Here is a 21,207-nt window from a genome sequence, read left to right on the forward strand (position 1 = left end):
AGTAAGGGGAAGTGCGGGCTCCGTTAAGGAAGGGGCCCGGTGAAGCCGTGCGAGACCTGCAGGGGGCCCGCAGAGGGAGGCGTGGATGAGCCTGGTGGAGTTGATCGCTCAGGCGGACGAGCGCGGACTGGCCGCCAGTGGGTTGGCTTGTTTGGACCGGTGCGTGCCGCTGCTGGGCGGCGACGACGAGGTGCTGCGCCCGCTGTGGGCGAGCCTTTCGGACGCCGGGGACGCCGCCGACTGGGGTGAGCTGCTGGAACAGGTGCGCGGCAAGCTCGCGGGGGCCGAGGAGTACGCCGGCTCCCCGGAGGACGAGGCGGCGCTGCTGGCCCGCCGGATGCTGGCCGCCGCGCCGGTCGACCCGTCGGCCGCGGAGGTGCGGGTGTGGGCCGACGCGTGTTCCGTCGCCGCGCTGCAGATACACCGGCTGCTCGATTCGATGGAGGACGAGCAGGACTCCGTCGACGCCCGGCGTGAAGGGCGTACCGAGGGCATGTCGCCGCTGGTCGCCGCCGAGCTGCGGCGGCAGGTGACCGTGCTCGAGGTCCTCGCCGGGCACGGCGCGGCCGGGCTGCGGCGGGCGCTGGAGGTGTCCGTCGAGGGGCGGCGGGTGCTGCGGGCGGTCGTGTCGCGGCGGGCGCGCCAGCGGTAGCGCCGGGTCAGCGCAGCAGGCACTTCACCACCGCGTCGCCGTACGCCGCGGTCCGGCTGTAGAACGCCGTCAGGTCGCGGTGCGTCGCGGCGAAGACCGTGTGGAGTTCGTCCTCCAGGTCGCCGTCGAGGTGCTCCGGCAGGAGTTCCTCGCGGGCGGGCTGCCACAGCTCCTCGAAGTCGGCCGAGGCCAGGAACGCGGCGACCCGGCCCACCTGGGCGGCCGTCAGCATGAGGAACGGGGGGTTGTCGGGGACGGGGTGGTTCACCGGTCTGCCGCCCAGGACCACCGGGGCGCCGGCGTAGAGGAGGTCGTGGTCCAGATAGCTCCTGTCCAGCACCTCCTCCCGGTGCCGGCCGATGCGTTCGCGTACGGCGTTCCAGTCGTTCTCGAACAGCCGTCGCATCCAGTTCGCGCTGTTGCGCAGTGCCGGGGGCGGCACCGCACGCAGATGGAAGTACATGCTCATCAGTCAGTGGAGCGCACGCGGCCGCCCAGACGTCACTCCCGGACAAACCTCCCAGGTGGGGGAGGTGTGTGGCCGTTGTGCGGCGGAGCTGCGGCGGTCCTGCGCCGGTCTCGCGGGGTCCTGCGATGCGCAGTGACGCAGGACACGTCCTGCCCGCTCCTGTGTATGTGACTACCTTCCAGGAGACCAGGCCGAACGCGGCGACGAAGCCCGTCCGGTGGGCGGCGGACGCCGTGGCGGCGATGCGGGAGGGGGCGCGGCTGCGCCTCGACTACTCGGCACAGAGCCTGTGGCGCGTCGACCGGATGATTGAGGAGATACGCCGGGAGGGCCCGCCGTACGCCGCCGTGGAGAAGGCGCTGCGCGGCTTCGGGGCCTACGCCGGCGAGGTCGTCGTCCGGGAGGCCGGCGCCGAGTGGTGGGCGAGCGGCGGCGATCACTGGATCCGGACCCCGGACGGCCGGTTCTGGGACCCCATCGACGAGGCGCGGCGCTGCTTCCACGGCGACGGGTCACTGCGGTTGCTGTGCCGGGAGGCGACGGCGGCAAAATCGCCGCAATAAGAGACGCGAGCGTTCCCAAAGCGGTGTGGCGCGGAGCACGATGGGGGACATGGCTGACAACCGCCGTTGGTGGGCGCTGGTCGTCATCGCGCTCGCCCAGTTGATGGTCGTCCTCGACATGACCATCGTGAACATCGCGCTGCCGTCCGCCCAGGCCGACCTCGGCATGTCGGACGGCAACCGGCAATGGGTCATCACCGCCTACACCCTGGCCTTCGGCGGGCTGCTGCTGCTCGGCGGCCGCGTCGCCGACCTGGTCGGCCGCCGCACCACCTTCGTGGTCGGGCTGCTCGGCTTCGCGGCCGCCTCCGCGCTCGGCGGGGCCGCCGCCGGCCAGGGGATGCTGTTCGGGGCCCGGGCGCTGCAGGGCGTGTTCGCCGCGCTGCTCGCGCCGTCCGCCCTGTCGCTGCTGGCGACGACCTTCACCGACCCCAAGGACCGGGGCAAGGCCTTCGGCATCTTCGGCGCGATCATCGGCGCCGGTGCCGCGGTCGGACTGCTCGCGGGCGGCTTCCTCACCCAGTACCTGAACTGGCGCTGGTGCCTGTACGTCAACATCCCCATCGCCCTGGTCGCCTTCTTCGGCGCGCTGGCCCTGCTGGCCCCGGGCGAACGCCACCCCGACGCCCGGCTGGACGTGCCCGGCGCGCTGCTCGGCTCGGCCGGGATGCTCTCGCTCGTCTACGGCTTCTCCGAGGCGGAGTCCAGGAGCTGGGGCGACGCTCTGGTCGTCGCGCTGCTCGCGGCCGGGGTCGTGCTACTCGCCGTGTTCGGGTGGTGGCAGACACGGGCCCGGGTGCCCCTGCTGCCGATGTCGGTGGTGCGCGACCGGCAGCGGATCGGCGCCTTCCTGACCGTGCTGCTCACCACGATCGGCATGTTCGGCGTCTTCCTGTTCCTGACGTACTACATGCAGGGCGTCCTCGGGTACTCGCCGGTCAAGACCGGTCTCGCCTACCTGCCCATCACCGTCGGCATGATCACCGGCTCCACCCAGGTCGCGGCCCGGCTGCTGAACCGGGTCCCGCCGCGCACGCTGATGGTCCCGGGGCTGCTGCTGGCGGCCGGCGCGCTGGCGATCATCGCGCAGGTGGGCACCGAGCCGGCGTACGCCTCGCACGTGCTGCCCGCGATGCTGATGCTCGGCCTCGGCATGGGCACGGCCATGATGACGTCCGTGTCGCTGGCCACCGGCAGTGTCGCCCCGCGCGACTCCGGCGCCGCCTCGGCGACCTTCAACACCGCCCAGCAGGTGGGCGGTTCGATCGGTACGGCGCTGCTGAACACGATCGCCGCGAGCGTGACCGCCCGCTATCTCACGGCGCACGCGGGGCCGGGGGCGAACCGGCGGGCGCTGCAGGCGGAGGCGACCGTGCACGGCTTCAACGTCGCCACCTGGTGGGCCATGGCAGCGCTGCTGCTGGCCGCGCTGATCGCCGGAGTCGTCGTGAACGCGGAGCGGGCGCCCACCCTGCAGAGTGCGCAGGAGCGGACGCCCGAACCGGTGGACACGGCTACTTGACGTAGACCAGGCCGTCCGTCGTGACCGTCGGGCGGCCGCTGGTGCCGACCACCACGATCTTCACGGTGTGCTGGGCGCTCGACGACCAGGTCTTCGTCCAGATCGCCTGGCGGTACAGGGTGGTCGACGACTTCAGGTCGACCGTGCTGACCTTCACGCCGTCGACGTACACGTACGCCTGCCCGGAGCTCGACGCCCGGGAGACCACCCAGGACGCCGAGCGGCCGGTGAACGTCCAGCTCAGGCTCGCGCCCTTGGAACCGCTGGAGTACGACTTGCCGCCCAGGTAGCTGGTCGAGGAACGGGCCGTCCAGCTGCCGGACTTGGTGGCCGAGGTCTCCTGGAGGATCACCGGAGTGTAGGAGGGAGAGGAGGTGCGGGTGTTGCCCGCGTAGTCGTACGCCTTCATCGACCAGGTGGACGCGGTGCCGGACTTGGCGGTGCGGCTGGAGCCGGTCGTGGTCGGCCCGAAGGTGGCCGTCGTCGGGGAGAGCAGGCTCACCGACTTCAGGGCCTGGCCGTCGGTGGCCTTCCAGCCGAGGGTGACCGGGACGGCGGTGGTGTTCACCGTGCCGGTGCGCAGGGAGATCTTCGGCGTGGTGGTGAAGGACGGCGCGGTGGTGTCGGTGGCGAAGTTCAGCGCGCCGGTCGTCACCGTCTTCCCGGACTGGTGCACGGCCCGTACGGCGACGGTGTGGGTGCCGGAGGCGAGGGTGGCGGCCGCCGAGCCGGCCGTGCCGGAGGCGGTGGCGGCGACCTTGCCGTCCACCAGCAGCTCGAACCGCGAGATCAGCGAACCGGGCGTGGCCGTCGACCACTTCACGGTGATCGCGCCCTTGGTGTAGTACGTCGAGCCCGACAGGCCCGCGCCGGAGACCGAGGTGACCTTCAGGCCCTGCACCGGTCCCGCCGCCCAGGCGCGGACGGTCGGCAGCTGGGCGTACAGGGAGCTGCCGGGGCACTGGGTGTTGTATCCGTCGCGGTGACCGGAGACCCGGTTGAAGGTGTACGAGGTGCCCGCGGTGAAGCCGGCACCGGAGTAGTTCGTCTGGGTCGCGCCCGCCTTCAGCTGCACGGTCGTCGCCGGGTCGGCGTGGTACTGGCCGAGCTTCCAGGCCGCGACACGGGCGATCGAGGCCAGGGCCGCGTTCGAGGCGCCGGTGGTCGTGTAGTCACCGAGGACGGCGATGCCGGCCGCCTCGCGGTTCCAGCCGTAGGTGTGCGCGCCGAGCACCGGCAGGTCCACGCCGCCCTTGCGCCCCTCGAAGACCGTGCCGCACTTGTCGACCAGGAAGTTGTAGCCGATGTCGTTCCAGCCGTTGGTCTGCGTGTGATACGCGTAGATGCCGCGCACGATGGCCGCCGAGTCGGCGCACGAGTAGTCGTTCGTGCCGTCGGTGTGGTGCACGAACACGGCCTTCACGTCGGCGTTGTACTCCGACGGCTGCGGGCTGAGCGACTCGTCGGCGCCCCAGCCGGCCCGCGAGACGATCGGCGGCTCGGGCACGGTCGACGGGGGAGCGGTGGGCGTCGTGGCCGACGGACTGGCGGAGACCGAGGCGGAGGCGGAGTCGCTCGGGGACGCGGAATCGGTCGGTGAGGCACTGTCGGTCGGTGAGGCGGTGTCCGTCGGCGACGCGGTGTCCGTCGGTGACGTGCTGTCGGTCGGGCTCGCCTCCGCCACGTACGCGGCCGGCTCGGCCCGCTGCTCGGCGGCCGTCGCCACCCCCGGGTCGACCAGGCTGACCCGCAGGTCCCTGGGCAGGGCCGGGCTCGCGGTGCCGTCCTTGCGGACGACCCGGACCTGCACGCCGTCGGACGGACCGACCCACAGCGGCTCGGAGGCGCCGCGCGCGGCGGCCCGCGCCCGCGGGTCCTCCAGCGGGTCCACGTCCGCCTCCAGGTCCCGCCAGCCGGTCCACTCGCCGGTCTCCACGCTGTGCGTGCGCACCTGGGCCGCCCCGCGCAGCCGCGCGCCCGCGCCCTGCCAGGAGACGCCGAGCATCGAGAACGGCTTCGTGCCGGTCCGCGGCAGCTCGCGCCCGCCGTCCGCGCCGCCGCGCAGCGCGAGGTCGTAGACCCGCACCGGCCGCTTGGCCTGTCCGATCCCGCCGCCGGAGGACGGGCTGGCGACGGCGTACGTCACCACGCCCGCCCCGCCCAGCACCACGGCCCCGAGCGTCAGCCAGGCCCGTCGCCGCATGCTCAGCGGTCTGTAGGCACGCGCATTACGAGGACTCAACTACCCCACCCCTAGAGAAGGTTCACGGCTGTCGCGCCTGCCACCGCAGACGGACACTGACCCAGCGCGGGGCTCTGGCCAAACATCACCCAGTGAAAAGGTTGTACGTGCCCGCGATTTTTTTGTGTGGCGATCGACACCCCCGAACCGCGTGATGTTCCCGGCGCCCCGGCCGCTGGATGAGCCGGGAGCGTCGATCTGGAGGGGGAACCGGCTCATGGCGGAAGACCGCGCGGGCGAACCGCGCGCCGAGGAGATGCGGGCCCGAGCGGCCGCCTTCGTCGCCCACGTCACCGCGCGCAACCGGCTGCCGCTGGACTACTCCGAGCGCAGCCTGCGGGTCGTCGACTTCATGGTCGACGGCCTGCGCAAGGGCGGCGCCGACCCGGACCGGGCCCGGGGCACGCTGGTCGCCCTCGGCGCCTACGCCGGCGAGGTGCTCGTCCGGCGCGCCGGCGCGGTCTGGGTGAACTGCGACGCCTCCCAGCGGACCTGCTTCGGCCAGCCGGTGGCGGTGCGCATGCCGGACGGGCGGGTCTGGAACCCGCTCGGCAAGGTCCGCAACCGCTTCGAGACGGGCGCCCCCGAGGAATCGCTCCAGCTCTTCTACCTGAGACTGCACGGCCGTGCGCGGCGGGTCGCCGCCTGACCGCCGAGCCCGCGCCCGGGTCCGACACGCCCGGGACGACCGATCTGCTGTGACACTTCTGTGACGCGTGGCGCTGAGGACCGTGAAGGCGTGCGCACGGACGGAGGTGGCGCACGGCCGGGCCCGCAAGGGACCCCTTCGCACTCGTACGAACGAGGACAGTTGTTGGGCCAGGGACGGGAACCCCGCCGCGTACAGGCGTACGACGCGGAGCTGGGCGCGGCCGTCGCGCGGGCCCAGGAAGGCGACGAGGCCGCGTTCGCGGTCGCGTACCGGATCGTGCAGCCCGGACTGCTCGGCTACCTCCGCGGGATCGTCGGCGACGACGCCGAGGACGTGGCCTCCGACGCCTGGCTGGAGATCGCCCGGGACCTCGGCAGGTTCCAGGGCGACGGCCAGGGCTTCCGCGGCTGGACGGCGACCATCGCCCGGCACCGGGCCCTGGACCACCTGCGCCGGCAGAAGGTGCGGCCCCGGTCCTCGGCGCTGGAACAGGACGTGCTGGAGCTGCCCGGCCGCCACACCACCCACGACCAGGCCCTGGAGGCGCTCTCCACCGAGCACGCCCTGGAGCTGGTCCGCAGCCTGCCCCGGGACCAGGCGGAGGCCGTGCTGCTGCGCGTCGTCGTCGGCCTCGACGGGCCCGCCGCGGCCCGCGTGCTCGGCAAGCGGCCGGGCGCCGTGCGCACCGCCGCGCACCGGGGCCTGAAGCGCCTGGCCACCCGGCTGGGCGGCACGGGTGTGACGAATGACGACCCCCGGACGCTGGGTGAGTCGAAATGAACGGCGGCAGAGGCGGACACGTCAACAACGGCGTGGGCGCCGGCACGGGCCGGGACACGGAGGGCGGCGCGGCCGCCGAGGGCAGCGGGACGGACCACGACCGCCGGCTGCCGGACAGCAGCGGGGCGTCGGACACGGATGGATACGGACATGGGTGAACGGCAGGGCGACGGCAGTGGGCACGGCCGTCGGCGCGTGCACCCGGGCGAGGCGGTACCGGGCTCCGAGGAGTGGGCCGGCGGCCCGCGGCTGGAGTCGCTGCTCGTCGGCGCCATACGCTCCGGCGCCCTGGACACCGAGGCGGAGCAGCGCGCCGTGGCCGCGTTCCGGGCCGCCCGCGACGCCGGCGCGCACCAGGCGCGGACCCGGCGCCGGGACGACTGGCGGCCCGGCGCCCAGCGGCGCACCCGCCGCTCCCTGAAGGCCACCCTCGCCCTGTTCCTGGGCGGCCTCACCCTCAGCGGCGCCGCCTACGCGGCGATCGGCACCGTCGGCTCCTCCCACGCCCACCACGACGACCGGCGCCAGGGCGTGCCCGCCGCCGGCACGGACGCGCCCGCGGCCACCCCGGCCGACGGCTCCGCCACGCCCGGCGCGGCCGGCGCCTCGCACCACCCCGAGACGGCGAAGGACATCGACGCCCACTGCCGGGCCTACGAGAACGCGGCCGGCAACGGCAAGGCACTGGCCTCGACCGCCTGGCAGCGGCTGATCGCGGACGCGGGCGGCGAGCCGAACGTCGGCGCGTACTGCGCCGAGCGGCTGCGGCCGGACACCGGCAAGGCCGACCGGACCAGGACGCCGAAGACCCCGCAGAAGACGGCCGCGGGCAACGCGCAGAACTCCGGAAACGCCGGGGGCTCGGGCAACGCCGGCAGCTCCGGGGGCGCGGGGGACGCGGCGGGCGACGGCAACGCCGCGAAGAAGAAGTAGCCTCATCGGCCCGGAGTCCGGGCCCCGCCCGGCTCGTCGGCGCCGGTCCCGGCACCGAAGCAACGGCCGGGGCCGCCACCCCCCACAGGAGAGGCCCCGGCCGTCGCGCGGTCGGGCCGCGCGGCCCGTACTCCCTACAGCGCCATGAGTGCGGTTTCTGTCACACCCCGCGTGCGTTCCGCCGCATCACAAGGTGGTTGCACCTTGTACGGACATGGACGAGCAGCGGTTTCAGGTCGTAACGTGCCTTTCGCGCCGGACGCGGATGTCGGACGACCGCCCGTCGGCGGCGGCCCGGACGCCGTGACCGACGGCCGACCCTTCGACTGAGGAACAAACGGGTGCTGGGGGACGACGCGGAGCTGACCGCCGCGGTGCTTGCGGCACAGGACGGGGACGAGACCGCGTTCCGGACTGTGTACCGAACCGTGCACCCACGCCTGCTCGGGTACGTCCGCACCCTCGTCGGCGACCCGGACGCGGAGGACGTCGCCTCCGAGGCCTGGCTGCAGATCGCCCGTGACCTGGACCGGTTCACCGGGGACGCGGACCGCTTCCGCGGCTGGGCGGCCCGAATAGCCCGCAACCGCGCGCTGGACCACATACGGATGCGCGGCCGCCGTCCCGCCATCGGCGGCGACGAGACGGAGCTGACCGGCAAGCCCGCCGAGTCCGACACCGCGGGCGAGGCCATGGAGGCCCTGTCCACCGGCCGGACCCTCTCCCTGATCGCCCGGCTGCCGCAGGATCAGGCCGAGGCCGTCGTGCTGCGCGTGGTCGTCGGGCTCGACGCCAAGACCGCGGCCGAGACGCTCGGCAAGCGCCCGGGGGCCGTGCGCACGGCGGCGCACCGCGGACTGAAACGACTGGCAGAGCTGCTCGGGCAGGATCCGGAATCGGCCGGCGGCCTCGACGGAATGCCACCCCAGCGAGAACCGCGCGGCCGCGCGGTGACGTCCGCGAGTGTGACGCATATGCGCGCGCGGACGCAGAAGGACTTGTGATGGCCGACGAGCAGTACACGTGGCTGGACCGTGCGACAGCGGAGGCTCTGCTGCGCGGCGAGTCACCGGAAACTGTCGACGCCGCCGCCCGTGACCAGGCCGAACGGCTTGCGAAGACCCTTGAGGCGCTCACCGCCGAACCCCCGCCGACCAGCGCGGAACTCCCCGGCGAGGCCGCCGCGCTGGCCGCGTTCCGGGCGGCGCGCGAGGAAGCGCCCGCCGCGCGGTCCGGCGCAGGCCACCGCGCCGGCGCCCATGTCTCCGACGCCGGGCTCGTCCGCATCGGCGGACGCGTCCCGGACGGCCGGCGTGCCCGCCGGGGCCGGTCCGCCCGCTTCGCCCTGACGGCCGTCCTGGCCTCCGGCATGGTCGGCGGAGTCGCGTACGCGGTGACAAGCGGAATCGTGCCGACGCCGTTCGGCGGCGCTCCCCGTCCGGCCGCCTCGGTCACGGCCCCCGCGTCCCCGAGCCCCCTCGTCTCGCCGTCACCGCACGGGCTGCCGGGCAGGCCCTCGCCGGACGGCCCGACCGGCGGCACCGGGCCGGCCACCCCCGGGAAGACGCCCGGTGACCGGCCGTCGGCCACGCCCGGCGCCGGGGACGGCGCCTGGTGGCGCCAGCAGGCCCCGTCGGCCTGCCGCGACGCGCTGCGCGGCAAGGACCTGAGCGGTGAGCGCAGGCAGGCCCTGGAGAACGCGGCCGGCGGCTACACGCCCGACCGTGTCCTGAAGTACTGCAGGAACGTCCTGGCCGGCACCCCGGGTGCGGCCGGCGACGGCAAGGGCCAAGGCGACGGCAAGGACGACGGCGGCGACCACGGCAAGGGCAACGGGAACGGCAAGGGCGGCTCGGGCAAGGGCAACGGCAAGGGGAAGGGCGGCGGCCGGGGCAACGAGAACGGCGGCGGCCAGGGCGGTGACGACGACGCTCACATAGCCCCCGGCGGCAAGGGCCACGGCGGCGGCCGGAAGGGCGGCGGCACCTCAGCCCGCCCCGCGCTGCCCGGCCGTCCGCTCACGACGCAGGAGCCGTCACCGGAGCCGACGTACACCGCCCTGAACCCGTAGGACCGGCTCTGAGCTGCTGTTTCGCACGTCGAAGATTTTTCTTCCGCCGGCCAGTAACGTTTTCGGGCCCCTCGTCGCAGTACTGAGTGAGCCGACTGGTCATCGGCCGTCGCACAGAGCCGGGGTTCCCCCCGTACCCACGGCTCGTGCAACTCGGCGCGGGCGGGACACGTTCCCCCGGTCCCGCCCGCGCCCCGCACATCTCCCGCTCACCGGTGCACGACGACCTTGTCGCCGTCCCGCACCTGCGCGTACAGGCTCGCGATCGCCGCCTCGTCCCGGACGTTGACACAGCCGTGCGAGCCGCCCGCGTAACCGCGGGCCGCGAAGTCGTACGAGAAGTGCACCGCCTGGCCGCCGCTGAAGAACATCGCGTAGGGCATCGGCGAGTCGTACAGCGTCGAGAAGTGGTGGCGCGACTTCCAGTACACGTGGAAGACGCCCTCGCGGGTGGGCGTGCCGACGGCGCCGAAGCGGACCGACATCTCCGACACCGTGCGCCCGTCGATCATCCAGCGCAGGGTGCGGGTCGTCTTGTCGATGCACAGCACCCGTCCGGTCAGGCAGCGCGGGTCGGGCGGCCCGGCGGGCTGGCCGCCCATCAGGTACAGCTCCCATGTGCCCGGCTCGTGCGTCATCTTCTTCAGCCGCTGCCAGGTGACGATGTCGGTCTCGCCGGTTCTCGGCAGCCCGCGCTTGCCCTGGAAGCCCTTGACCGCGGCCTCGGTGAGATCGTCGTACTGCCCGGTCGGCCCGTCGAAGAGCCAGTCGGCCTGCCGCAGCCGGGCCTGCAGCTCGCGGACGCCGCTCCCCGAGTCGCCGCGGGCCCACAGGACACCGGCCCCGGCCCGGGACGGAGCCGCCGCGGTCGGCCTGTCGTCGCTCTTCACCGAGGGGGCGGTACTGCCGGGCAGTTCGATGTGCACCGGCGAGTGCACCTTGCCGTCCTTGCCCTGCACGGTGCAGCCGACGGCCACCAGGGCCGCGAGCGCCGCCACCGCGGCCGCCGATCTCCCCATGCCCGTAGTACGCAACACGACCCCCGCCCGTCTCACCGTCGAGCCCGTATGTCACCTGAGATGCTGCCCGCGGGTGACGGGTCGCGAACGGCGCGGCATTGTTGTGACCGGGACCGCACGAAGGCTGTGAGTAAGGTCCCAGGGAACCCCCCTCCACCGGTCGCACGCGCCCCGCTACAGTCCGCAGGAGGGTCGGTCCGGTACTGGCGAGTAACAGCGGGAGGCATCACACCATGGCGCGCGAGTCGGAGTCCGGACTGCCCATCGAGCCGGTCTACGGGCCTCAGAGCCTTCAGGGCTGGGACCCCGCCGAGAAGCTGGGGGAGCCCGGCGGCTACCCGTTCACGCGCGGCGTGTATCCCTCGATGTACACCGGCCGCCCCTGGACCATGCGCCAGTACGCGGGCTTCGGCACGGCGACGGAGTCCAACGCCCGCTACAAGCAGCTGATCGCCAACGGCACGATGGGTCTGTCGGTCGCCTTCGACCTGCCGACCCAGATGGGCCACGACTCCGACGCGCCGATCGCGCACGGCGAGGTCGGCAAGGTGGGCGTGGCGATCGACTCGGTCGACGACATGCGGGTGCTGTTCGGCGGGATCCCGCTGGACAAGGTCTCGACGTCGATGACGATCAACGCGCCCGCATCGCTGCTGCTGCTCCTGTACCAACTGGTCGCGGAGGAGCAGGGCGTGCCGGCCGACAAGCTGACCGGCACGATCCAGAACGACGTGCTCAAGGAGTACATCGCGCGCGGCACGTACATCTTCCCGCCGAAGCCCTCGCTGCGGCTGATCGCCGACATCTTCAAGTACTGCAAGGCCGAGATCCCCAAGTGGAACACGATCTCGATCTCCGGCTACCACATGGCGGAGGCGGGGGCGTCCCCCGCGCAGGAGATCGCCTTCACACTCGCGGACGGCATCGAGTACGTCCGTACGGCGGTCGCGGCCGGCATGGACGTCGACGACTTCGCCCCGCGTCTGTCCTTCTTCTTCGTCGCGCGGACGACCGTCCTCGAAGAGGTCGCCAAGTTCCGTGCGGCCCGGCGCATCTGGGCCCGGGTCATGCGCGAGGAGTTCGGCGCGAAGAACCCCAAGTCGCTGATGCTGCGCTTCCACACGCAGACGGCCGGGGTGCAGCTGACGGCCCAGCAGCCGGAGGTCAACCTGGTCCGCGTCGCGGTGCAGGGCCTGGCCGCCGTGCTCGGCGGCACGCAGTCGCTGCACACCAACTCCTTCGACGAGGCGATCGCCCTGCCGACGGACAAGTCCGCCCGCCTGGCGCTGCGCACCCAGCAGGTCCTGGCGTACGAGACGGACGTGACCGCGACGGTCGACCCCTTCGCCGGGTCCTACGTCATCGAGAAGATGACCGACGACGTCGAGGCGGCGGCCGTCGAGCTGATGCAGAAGGTCGAGGACCTCGGCGGCGCGGTCTCCGCCATCGAGCACGGCTTCCAGAAGTCCGAGATCGAGCGCAGCGCCTACCGCATCGCCCAGGAGACCGACTCCGGCGAGCGGGTGGTCGTCGGCGTCAACCGCTTCCAGCTCGACGAGGAGGAGCCGTACGAGCCCCTCCGCGTCGACCCGGCGATCGAGGCGCAGCAGGCCGAACGGCTGGCGAAGCTGCGCGCCGAGCGCGACCAGCAGGCGGTGGACAGCGCGCTCGCGGCCCTGAAGAAGGCCGCCGAGGGCGAGGACAACGTCCTGTACCCGATGAAGGACGCCCTCAAGGCCCGCGCCACCGTCGGCGAGGTCTGCAACGCGCTGCGCGAGGTGTGGGGGACGTACGTCCCCAGCGACGCGTTCTGAGTGTCGGACCCGCGTGCGACACTCCTTCTCATGTTCGGTGTCATCGACCTCCCCACCTACCTGGCCGGTCTCGTCCTGATCGTCCTGCTGCCCGGTCCCAACTCGCTGTACGTGCTGTCCGTCGCCGCCCGGCGCGGGGTGCGCGCCGGGTACACCGCCGCGGCGGGCGTGTGGTGCGGCGACACCGTGCTGATGACCCTGTCCGCCGCCGGCGTGGCCTCGCTGCTGCAGGCCAACGCCCTGCTGTTCGGCATCGTGAAGTACGCCGGCGCCGGCTATCTGACGTGGCTGGCGGTCGGCATGATGAGGGCCGCGTGGGGGATGTGGCGCACGCGCAGGTCGCCCGTCGCGCAAGCCGAGGAGCCGGCCGGCACCGACGAGCGGCCCTACCGCCGCGCCCTGGTCGTCAGCCTCTTCAACCCCAAGGCGATCCTGTTCTTCGTCGCCTTCTTCGTGCAGTTCGTCGACCCCGGGTACGCCTATCCGGCGCTGTCCTTCGTCGTCCTCGGCGCCTTCGCGCAGCTCGCCAGCTTCCTGTACCTCACCGCGCTGATATTCGGCGGCACGCGGCTCGCCGCCGCCTTCCGCCGCCGCAAGCGCCTGTCGGCGACGGCCACCTCGGCCGCGGGGATGCTGTTCCTCGGCTTCGCGGTGAAGCTGTCGCTGGCGAGCGCGTGACGCCGTACGACGGCTGCTCCTGGCCCGCGGCCACCCGTACGACTTCCGGCACCTCCGGCGCCGCCATCCCCACCGCGACCAGCGTCCAGTGACCGCAGCGGGGTCCCGGCCGGGCGCGTGTCCAGCGCAAGGCTCGACTCCCGGTAGCCCAGGCCCAGTTGGACTGTCGCGGCGCCGCGCCGCACCTCGCCCCGGTGGACGCCGGCGGTGAGCCCCAGCATGTCCGCCGCGATCGGGCGCCGTTCCTCCTCGTAGGTGTCGAGCAGGGCGGCCGGGGCGCTCCCGGTGAGCACCGCGCCCGGCTTCCAGCCGAGGTTGCAGGCGTCCTGGACGCGCGACCGGCCACGATGGCGTCGCACCCGAACGACGACCCATCGTGGCCTCACCCCGAAGCGCGGGAGCCTCAGCGACCCACGGCCTTCTTCAGTGCCCGTGCCCGCCGCACCACCCGCCGCGCCGTGGAGTTGCGGGGGATGAAGGCGAGGCGCTCCGGAATCCCGCCCGGCAGACCGAGCGAGGTGAGCCGCCGCCGCCGGAAGTACCGCTTCGTCCGCGGGGTGAGGTGCTTCGAGAGGTACCGTTCCGCCCGCGGCCGCAGGCTCGGGTAGATCTGCGACTGCATGGTGTAGCTGAGCGCGTCGAGCAGGCCGTCCAGGCTGCCGGCGTCGACCGGCGCCTCGCCCTTGCGGCCCTCCAGGTCCGGAATCAGCGCGTCGGCCAGCACGACCGGGACCCGGTTGCTGTTCTGGAACGGCGTGAGGCGGTCCAGCAGCATCTCGGTGCCCACGCGGGCGACCGTCAGACCGTAGAACGCGGACGCCGTGAACAGCGCCGTGGAGAAGCAGCCGACGACCAGGGCGGGCGGGACCTTCTCGAACAGCACCTCGGCGAGGACGGGCACGTCGAGGACGGTGAGGTCGACGCCAAGCTGCGCGGCCTCGGCCTCCAGGGCGCGGCTGTAGCGGGCCGGCGCGGTGGGGTGCGGCTTGAAGACGATCGCCCGGTGCCCGCGCTCGACCGCCCCGCGCATCATCCGCACGTGCAGGTCCTCCTCCTCCTCGGGGGAGAGGATGCCCAGCGCGGACAGGTACTGGCCCAGCAGCAGCGCCGATTCGGCGGGCAGCACCGGCAGGTCCGTGACGGACGCGGTGAGTTCGCCCAGCACCTTCAGGAACGCCTCGGTCGGCACGACCTCCGCGGGCACGTCGAACTCGGTCAGCAGCCGCGGGGTGAGGCCCGGCACCAGGTCCAGGTGGAGCAGCCTGCGCACCCGCGTGCCGACCAGCGGGTCGATCTTGTTGCGGGTGGGGCCGTAGCTCATCAGACCGTCGGCGTACACGTGCACCGGGGCGTCGGTGAACAGCTGGGCCACCGTCAGCGCCGGGGCGACCTGGATGGACTCCACCACCAGCTCCACCCGGTCGTCGCCGAGGCCCCACAGCAGCCGCAGATAGCGCTCGAAGAGCGGGACGTCGTCCGCGCGGGGCACCCAGGCGCCGGGGTGGAAGGGGCTGATGGCCTCGTTCCAGGACAGCACCTCGTCGAAGTGCGCGCGCAGCGGCTCGAAGCCCGGCATCTCGTCGACCGGCGTCGTCGTCTCCGGGGTCGCGGAGTTGTTGAAGACCAGCAGCAGGCTGCGGTCCTCGTCGTCGAAGCAGTCGGAGTCGATCGCGGCGGCCAGGGTGGCGGCGCCGTAGAGCGTCGAGACGCAGTAGATACGAGTGGTACGGGGCATCAGGCAGCCGCCTTCGCTGTCGTGATCCGGCGCCGCAGCCGCCGCAACTTGGAGGAGCGGTGCATGTCCATCGTCTCGAGCACGTCGCCGAGCATGTCCTGCGGCAGGCGCTGGATGGCGGCCGCGCTCCTCGCCCGCAGCTGCCGGTACACCGACGGCTCCCACTTCTCCTCGTCCGAGACGTGGTGGGCGATGATCGCGCAGTAGGTGCGCACGGCCTTCGGCAGCAGCCGGTCGGCGTCCGGGTCCTGCCGCGTCTCCTCGATGACCTGGTCGAAGGCGCGGATGAAGTCCAGCTGGCGGACGTCGCCGATCTGGGTCAGCGAGGAGGCGACCCCGCGCCGGTAGAACACGCCGAGCAGGCTCACCACGGCGAACGACTCGGCCTCGCGGTGCAGTTTCCAGATCCAGGGCCGGTCCTCGGCGGTGCGCAGCCCGTCCGTGAAGTGCAGCAGGCCCTTGTCGAGCAGCCGGCGGTGGTAGGCGCCCGCCCAGGCGAAGGCGTAGTCCACCGACGTGGAGCGGTCGGCCGGCAGGATCGCCTCGCGCGGGTCGAACACCTCCCAGCGGCGTCCGATCGGGACCCGGCTGATCGACCGTGCGCGGGCGGTCGCCTGCACATGGTCGGTGCGCACGAAGTCGCAGCCCAACCCCTCTATCGCGGACACCAGTCGGCTGAAGTAGCCGGGCGCCAGCCAGTCGTCGCCGTCCAGGAACGTGAGGTACTCGCCCTGGGCGGCGTCCAGTCCGGTGTTGCGGGCGGTGGCAAGACCTCCGTTCTTCTCATGGCGGATATAACGCACCTGCGCGACCTCGGAAAGCTCCTCGGCCGCCCGCTCGAGAATGGCCGGAGTTTCGTCCTTCGAATGGTCGTCGACCAGTACGAACTCGAAATCCGGCCGGGCGTTCAAACGCAGGCTTCTCAGGGTGTCGGGGGCGTATTGCTGCACGTTGTAGAACGGCACGATCACGGAAAGCTTGGGCACGTCCGGAAGCCTAGGAGTCGGCCCGACAGGTCAACTTTCCGGTGTCTTTACACTGGGTGAACTCAATGTGTCGGAACGGTGCACCGCCTGTACTTCCGGCGAATCCGCGGGCCAGTTCGGCTCTCGGCGGGGTGTTGTTAACTTTTTGGCCAGATGCGGTTGGCGCATACCTAGGAATTGCTTCCTAGCGTCTTCGACGTGCCATCAAGTACCTCGAAGCCCACGCGAATCGCCGTGCTCGCGGACTCCGACACCCGCTGGAAATGGGGTGCGTTGACCGCGGCCCGTATCGCTCCGGGCCCGTCCATGGAAGCCGCCGAGCGCGAGGACGCGCAAGTCGGCTTCGAGCTGAGCGGTTTCCTGCTGCGCGGACGGGCCACCCCGACCGCGCGCCAGCTGGCGGAGGTCGGCGTCACGGCCGACTCCCTCCGGGAGGTCACGTCCGTCGAGTTCCTGCGCGCCATGGCGGAGGAGGAGTACGACGTCCTCGTCCTCGCCCTCGTGGGCGGCGGTGTGCAGGCGATGCTGCACGGCCTCAAGCACGCCTGGGAAGGCCGCACTTCGCGTCCCGTGGTCGTCACCGGGTATGTCGGCGTCGTCTACGAGAAGCTCGCCGACGGCCTGCTGCTGCGGCACGGCGCGGACCTCGTCCTCGCCAACTCCCGCCAGGACGCGGAGCGTTTCCGGGCCGTGTACGAGGGGGTCGGCGCCGACGCCTCGTCGGTGACCGAGGTGGCACTGCCGTTCCTGGGCGGCGAGACCTACACCGGCGAACACGACCCGTACACCGTGGTGTTCGCGGTCCAGCCGTCCGTCCCGGACAACCGCAGGGACCGCGTCCACCTCCTCGACCGGCTGATCCGGCACGCCCGGCTGCACCCCGAGCGCGAGGTGCTGCTCAAGCTGCGCTCCCGGCCGGGCGAACACACCACGCACATCGAGGAACTGCCGTACCAGAAGCTGGTCCAGCGGCTCGACCCGCCGGCCAACTTCCGCCTGGTGTACGGCAACATGGGCGAGGTCCTGGACCGCACCGACCTGCTGGTCACCATCAGCTCGACGGCCGCCCTGGAGTCCCTGCACCGGCGCATCCCGACGGTCGTCCTGACCGACCTCGGCATCCGCGAGGTCCTCGGCAACCACCACTTCGTCGGCTCCGGCTGCCTCGCCTCCTGGGACCAGCTCGACGCCGGGCACCGGCCGGTGCCGGACGAGGAGTGGGTGGCCCGCCAGGGCGTCGCCGCGGACGGCACGTACGCCACCGCCTTCGACGCGGCGCGCGAACGCATCGCCGAACTCCTGGCGAAGCCGGGCGGGTTGGGGCCCCTCGCCCCCTACTACACGCCGGTGACCGCCCCCGGATACCTGCCCGGCATCCTCGCCCGCCACCACCTCGGCCCCGACGGCGCTCCGCTGCCCGGGGCTCCCGCCCACGACAAGGAGCCGGGGCCTGTCCGGCAGATCGTGCGGCGGGCCGCGCGGGGGGCCTACCGGCACGGGGTGCAGCGGGTGGCGCCCGTCATCCGGCGGATGGGGGAGCTGTGAGCGGCGACTCCGGTGGTTTTGAGAGTGCGGCTCCGTCGGGGTTGATCGCGCAGTTCCCCGCGCCCCTACAGGGCGGCTTGGCCGCCCATCAGACCTCAGCGAACTCTGCACAAGGAGTGCGACCCATGTCCGACTCGCCGGCCGACACCGGGGCCACCGTGCGCCGCGTGCTCGCCGTCATCCCCGCGCGCGGCGGCTCCAAGGGTGTGCCCGCGAAGAACCTCGCCCCCGTCGGCGGTGTGCCGCTGGTGTCGCGGGCGGTGCGCGAGTGCCGGGCGACCCGTCTGGTGACCGACGTCGTCGTCTCCACCGACGACCACGCCATCGCCGCCGCGGCCCGCGAGGCCGGCGCCGAGGTCGTGCTGCGCCCCGCGGCCATCGCCGGGGACACCGCCACCTCCGAGGCCGCCGTCCTGCACGCCATGGACGCCCACGAGGCCCTGCACGGAGCGGCCGTCGACGTGGTGCTGCTCGTGCAGTGCACCAGCCCGTTCCTCGCCCGCGAGGACATCGACGGGGTGGCCGGCGCGGTCGCGGAGAACGGCGCGGACACCGCCGTCACCGTCGCCCCCTTCCACGGGTTCATCTGGCGCGACGCCGAGGACGAGATCGCCCCCGGCACCGTCACCGAGGCCGACGCGGCCACCGGCGGCGGCTTCGGCGTCAACCACGACAAGTCCTACCGCCCGCGCCGCCAGGACCGCCCCCAGGACCTGCTGGAGACCGGCGCCGCCTACGCCATGCACGCGGCCGGCTTCCGCAAGCACCAGCACCGCTTCTTCGGCCGCACCGAGCTGGTCCGCACCGACCCCGCCCGCGTGCTGGAGATCGACGACCCGCACGACCTCGCCCGCGCCCGCGCGCTGGCCCCCCTCTTCGACGCGGACCGCCCCGGTTCGCTGCCGACCGCCGACGACATCGACGCGGTCGTACTGGACTTCGACGGCACCCAGACCGACGACCGGGTGCTGATCGACGCCGATGGAAAGGAGTTCGTCTCCGTGCACCGCGGGGACGGGCTCGGCATCGCCGCGCTGCGCAAGAGCGGCCTGAACATGCTGATCCTCTCCACGGAGCAGAACCCGGTCGTCGCCGCCCGGGCCCGGAAGCTCAAGATCCCGGTCCTGCACGGCATCGACCGGAAGGACCTCGCACTCAAGCAGTGGTGCGAGGAGCAGGGCATCGCGCCCGAGCGCGTGCTCTACGTCGGCAACGACGTCAACGACCTCCCGTGCTTCGCCCTCGTGGGCTGGCCCGTGGCGGTCGCGAGCGCCCACGACGTGGTACGCGGCGCCGCCCGTGCGGTCACCACCGTCCCCGGTGGCGACGGCGCGATCCGAGAGATCGCCAGCTGGATCCTCGGCCCCTCTCTCGACTCCCTCGACAGTTAAGGAAAGTTCACTGCCATGAGCACCTACTCCCGCCTGCGCCAGTTCGGTTCCCGCGAGGTCGGCCCCGGCCGCCCGGTCTACATCTGCGGCGAGATCGGCATCAACCACAACGGCGAGCTGGAGAACGCCTTCAAGCTGATCGACGTGGCCGCCGCCGCCGGCTGCGACGCCGTGAAGTTCCAGAAGCGCACCCCCGAGATCTGCACCCCGCGCGACCAGTGGGACATCGAGCGCGACACCCCCTGGGGCCGGATGACCTACATCGACTACCGCCACCGCGTGGAGTTCGGCGAGGACGAGTACCGCCAGATCGACGAGTACTGCAAGGAGAAGGGGATCGACTGGTTCGCCTCCCCGTGGGACACCGAGGCCGTCGCCTTCCTGGAGAAGTTCGACGTCCCCGCCCACAAGGTGGCCTCCGCCTCCCTGACCGACGACGAGCTGCTGCGCGCCCTGCGCTCCACCGGCCGCTCCGTCATCCTGTCCACCGGCATGTCGACGCCGAAGCAGATCCGCCACGCCGTCGAGGTCCTCGGCAGCGACAACATCCTGATGTGCCACGCCACTTCGACGTACCCGGCGAAGGCCGACGAGCTCAACCTCCGCGTCATCAACACGCTGGAGAAGGAGTTCCCGAACGTCCCGATCGGCTACTCCGGCCACGAGACCGGCCTGCAGACCACGCTGGCCGCGGTCGCCCTCGGCGCCGTCTTCGTCGAGCGCCACATCACCCTCGACCGCGCGATGTGGGGCTCCGACCAGGCCGCCTCCGTCGAGCCGCAGGGCCTGGAGCGCCTGGTCCGCGACATCCGCGTCATCGAGGCCTCCCTCGGCGACGGCGTCAAGAAGGTCTACGACTCCGAGCTCGGCCCGATGAAGAAGCTGCGCCGCGTCGCCGGCGTGGTCGCCGAGGCGGAGATCGCCGCGGCGGCGGGCGAGCCGGTCGCCGTCTGAGTTCCGAGCACACCGAGTCCGGGCGCCCCGAACGGGAGCGCTCGGACTCGCAGCGTCCGCGCGCGCCCCGCGCCCGCGCCCTCTGACGTCCAGCGCCTCATCAGCGCCCTACGACGGGACGGTCGTCGTCGATGAGCCCCCGCGCCGGGAAGACCGGCCCCCACACCCTCGCGTTCGTCGAGAGTCCGGTACAGCTCCTGAACGTGCTGGAGTGGGCGCACGCCCACGCGCCCGACGCGGAGCTCGCCCTCGTCGTCCTGGCCCCGACCGACCCGATGACCCGCGGCCAGCTGCGCCGCATGGCCGAACTCGCCCGCGAGGAGGGCCACACCGTCCGCTGGGAGGAGGCCCGGGGTGGCCCCGCGGCGCCCTTCCAGACCGTCGGCGGCCTGACCGGCCTGCTGCGCCGTGCCCGACGGGTCGTCCTGGGCGACCCCTTCTCCCGTTACGTACAGCTCCTGCTGACCATCACCCGGGCCCGTCATCTGGTCGTCGTCGACGACGGCACGGCGACCATGGAGTTCGTCGCCCAGCTGGCCCGCGGCGAGCGGCTCGTGCGCTGGCACCGCAAGGGCGGCCGCCCCGGCGCCCGGGACCTGGTCTTCGCGCCGGTCTCCGCCCGGGCCCGGCGCCGCCTCACCCCCACCGCCGGGCGCCAGGTGGAGATCTTCTCCTCCATGCCGGTGGACGAGACCCCGGCGGGCGTCACCGTCCACGCCAACGACTTCGCCTGGACCCGCTTCCGCTTCGGCCCGCCGCGGATCACCAGGGGCGCCGACATGGTGGGCACCTCGCTGGTGGAGACCGGCGTCGTCGACGCCGAGCGCTACCTGGACGCCGTCCGCACCCTGGCCAAGGCCCACGGCGCCACCCGCTACTTCGCCCACCGCCGCGAGAGCACCGAGAAGCTGCACCGGCTCGCGGTCGAGACGGGCCTGGAGATAGTCCGGCCCGACCTGCCGCTGGAGCTGATCGCCCGGCGTGGCCCGATCGGCCGTACGATCCTCAGTTTTCCCTCGACCGTCGTCCACACCCTGCCCCTGGCCCTGGCCGGCACCGAGGTCCGCGTCGCCGTCTGCGACATCGACCCCGCCTGGCTGACCGACCACGCCTCCCCCCGAGCCCAGGGCTTCCTCTCAGGAGTGACCGGCACAGCCCGAGACGTAACCCGCCTGCAAACGGTGACAGCCCTCGGCTGACC

Annotated in this window: 20 protein-coding genes and 1 pseudogene; 15 read left to right on the forward strand and 6 right to left on the reverse strand. The window is 72.6% G+C overall.

Annotation, left to right across the window (positions count from 1 at the left end; translation table 11 throughout):
• Positions 1–85: 85 nt before the first annotated feature.
• On the forward strand, positions 86–652 hold the full coding sequence (locus M8J74_RS00105; RefSeq protein WP_249834423.1) for a hypothetical protein: 567 nt from the start codon (positions 86–88) through the stop codon (positions 650–652).
• Positions 653–659: 7 nt separating this feature from the next.
• Here M8J74_RS00105 and M8J74_RS00110 read toward each other — a convergent pair whose 3' ends face one another.
• Positions 660–1,121, reverse strand: coding sequence for a DUF1877 family protein (locus M8J74_RS00110; RefSeq protein ID WP_249834424.1), 462 nt, complete (start codon positions 1,119–1,121; stop codon positions 660–662).
• A 167-nt stretch (positions 1,122–1,288) separates the two neighbouring features.
• Between M8J74_RS00110 and M8J74_RS00115 the strand changes: the two genes are divergently transcribed.
• Complete coding sequence (locus M8J74_RS00115) at positions 1,289–1,684, forward strand: hypothetical protein (RefSeq protein ID WP_058928221.1); 396 nt, start codon at positions 1,289–1,291, stop codon at positions 1,682–1,684.
• Positions 1,685–1,733: 49 nt separating this feature from the next.
• Positions 1,734–3,206, forward strand: coding sequence for an MFS transporter (locus M8J74_RS00120; protein WP_249834425.1), 1,473 nt, complete (start codon positions 1,734–1,736; stop codon positions 3,204–3,206).
• On the opposite strand, the gene M8J74_RS00125 is transcribed toward M8J74_RS00120, so the two are convergent.
• The gene (locus M8J74_RS00125) at positions 3,199–5,409 is read right to left on the reverse strand and encodes a peptidoglycan recognition protein family protein (protein WP_249834426.1); all 2,211 of its coding nucleotides are present in this window, start codon (positions 5,407–5,409) and stop codon (positions 3,199–3,201) included. The two genes, M8J74_RS00120 and M8J74_RS00125, sit on opposite strands and share 8 nt — an antisense overlap.
• A gap of 256 nt (positions 5,410–5,665) precedes the next feature.
• On the opposite strand from M8J74_RS00125, the gene M8J74_RS00130 reads away from it, so the two are divergent.
• From M8J74_RS00130 to M8J74_RS00155, 6 genes are all read left to right on the forward strand, one after another.
• Complete coding sequence (locus tag M8J74_RS00130; protein ID WP_249834427.1) at positions 5,666–6,097, forward strand: hypothetical protein; 432 nt, start codon at positions 5,666–5,668, stop codon at positions 6,095–6,097.
• A gap of 165 nt (positions 6,098–6,262) precedes the next feature.
• Positions 6,263–6,880, forward strand: a complete 618-nt coding sequence (locus M8J74_RS00135) for an RNA polymerase sigma factor (RefSeq protein ID WP_249834428.1) — start codon at positions 6,263–6,265, stop codon at positions 6,878–6,880.
• Complete coding sequence (locus M8J74_RS00140) at positions 6,877–7,038, forward strand: hypothetical protein (protein WP_249834429.1); 162 nt, start codon at positions 6,877–6,879, stop codon at positions 7,036–7,038. The genes M8J74_RS00135 and M8J74_RS00140 overlap by 4 nt, the downstream gene beginning before the upstream one ends.
• A complete protein-coding gene (locus M8J74_RS00145; RefSeq protein ID WP_249834430.1) occupies positions 7,031–7,813 on the forward strand; it encodes a hypothetical protein in 783 nt (260 codons plus the stop codon). The genes M8J74_RS00140 and M8J74_RS00145 overlap by 8 nt, the downstream gene beginning before the upstream one ends.
• Positions 7,814–8,154: 341 nt before the next feature.
• The gene (locus M8J74_RS00150; protein ID WP_058923617.1) at positions 8,155–8,817 is read left to right on the forward strand and encodes an RNA polymerase sigma factor; all 663 of its coding nucleotides are present in this window, start codon (positions 8,155–8,157) and stop codon (positions 8,815–8,817) included.
• The gene (locus M8J74_RS00155; RefSeq protein ID WP_249834431.1) at positions 8,817–9,884 is read left to right on the forward strand and encodes a hypothetical protein; all 1,068 of its coding nucleotides are present in this window, start codon (positions 8,817–8,819) and stop codon (positions 9,882–9,884) included. The genes M8J74_RS00150 and M8J74_RS00155 overlap by 1 nt, the downstream gene beginning before the upstream one ends.
• Positions 9,885–10,093: 209 nt before the next feature.
• Here the strand turns inward: M8J74_RS00155 and M8J74_RS00160 are convergent, their stop codons facing one another.
• Complete coding sequence (locus M8J74_RS00160; RefSeq protein ID WP_249834432.1) at positions 10,094–10,903, reverse strand: L,D-transpeptidase family protein; 810 nt, start codon at positions 10,901–10,903, stop codon at positions 10,094–10,096.
• Positions 10,904–11,136: 233 nt separating this feature from the next.
• Here M8J74_RS00160 and M8J74_RS00165 point away from each other — a divergent pair, with 233 nt between their 5' ends.
• Positions 11,137–12,717: an acyl-CoA mutase large subunit family protein gene (locus tag M8J74_RS00165; protein WP_249834433.1), complete on the forward strand. Its 1,581-nt coding sequence runs from the start codon at positions 11,137–11,139 to the stop codon at positions 12,715–12,717.
• A 30-nt stretch (positions 12,718–12,747) separates the two neighbouring features.
• The gene (gene leuE, locus M8J74_RS00170) at positions 12,748–13,395 is read left to right on the forward strand and encodes a leucine efflux protein LeuE (protein ID WP_249834434.1); all 648 of its coding nucleotides are present in this window, start codon (positions 12,748–12,750) and stop codon (positions 13,393–13,395) included.
• Between the two features lie 269 nt (positions 13,396–13,664).
• Here the strand turns inward: leuE and M8J74_RS44945 are convergent.
• The 3 genes and pseudogenes from M8J74_RS44945 to M8J74_RS00180 form a co-directional block, all read right to left on the reverse strand.
• Positions 13,665–13,781, reverse strand: a pseudogene (locus M8J74_RS44945) (hypothetical protein); the annotation flags it as partial.
• Positions 13,782–13,798: 17 nt separating this feature from the next.
• Entirely contained in the window at positions 13,799–15,130 is a 1,332-nt protein-coding gene (locus tag M8J74_RS00175) for an alpha-2,8-polysialyltransferase family protein (protein WP_249834435.1), read from the reverse strand.
• Positions 15,130–16,116, reverse strand: coding sequence for a glycosyltransferase family 2 protein (locus M8J74_RS00180; protein ID WP_058923610.1), 987 nt, complete (start codon positions 16,114–16,116; stop codon positions 15,130–15,132). Before M8J74_RS00180 ends, M8J74_RS00175 begins: the two co-directional genes overlap by 1 nt.
• 198 nt (positions 16,117–16,314) lie before the next feature.
• On the opposite strand from M8J74_RS00180, the gene M8J74_RS00185 reads away from it, so the two are divergent.
• The 4 genes from M8J74_RS00185 to M8J74_RS00200 all read left to right on the forward strand — a co-directional run bounded on the left by M8J74_RS00185 (position 16,315) and on the right by M8J74_RS00200 (position 21,205).
• Positions 16,315–17,661, forward strand: a complete 1,347-nt coding sequence (locus M8J74_RS00185) for a DUF6716 putative glycosyltransferase (protein WP_249834436.1) — start codon at positions 16,315–16,317, stop codon at positions 17,659–17,661.
• A 125-nt stretch (positions 17,662–17,786) separates the two neighbouring features.
• Entirely contained in the window at positions 17,787–19,052 is a 1,266-nt protein-coding gene (locus M8J74_RS00190) for an N-acylneuraminate cytidylyltransferase (protein WP_249834437.1), read from the forward strand.
• Positions 19,053–19,067: 15 nt separating this feature from the next.
• Entirely contained in the window at positions 19,068–20,006 is a 939-nt protein-coding gene (locus M8J74_RS00195; protein ID WP_058923608.1) for an N-acetylneuraminate synthase family protein, read from the forward strand.
• Positions 20,007–20,137: 131 nt separating this feature from the next.
• Positions 20,138–21,205 (forward strand): hypothetical protein, encoded by a 1,068-nt coding sequence (locus M8J74_RS00200; protein ID WP_249834438.1) that lies wholly within the window; start codon positions 20,138–20,140, stop codon positions 21,203–21,205.
• The last annotated feature ends 2 nt before the right edge of the window (positions 21,206–21,207 follow it).

This window comes from Streptomyces panaciradicis, from assembly GCF_023516615.1.
GTDB lineage: Bacteria > Actinomycetota > Actinomycetes > Streptomycetales > Streptomycetaceae > Streptomyces > Streptomyces panaciradicis.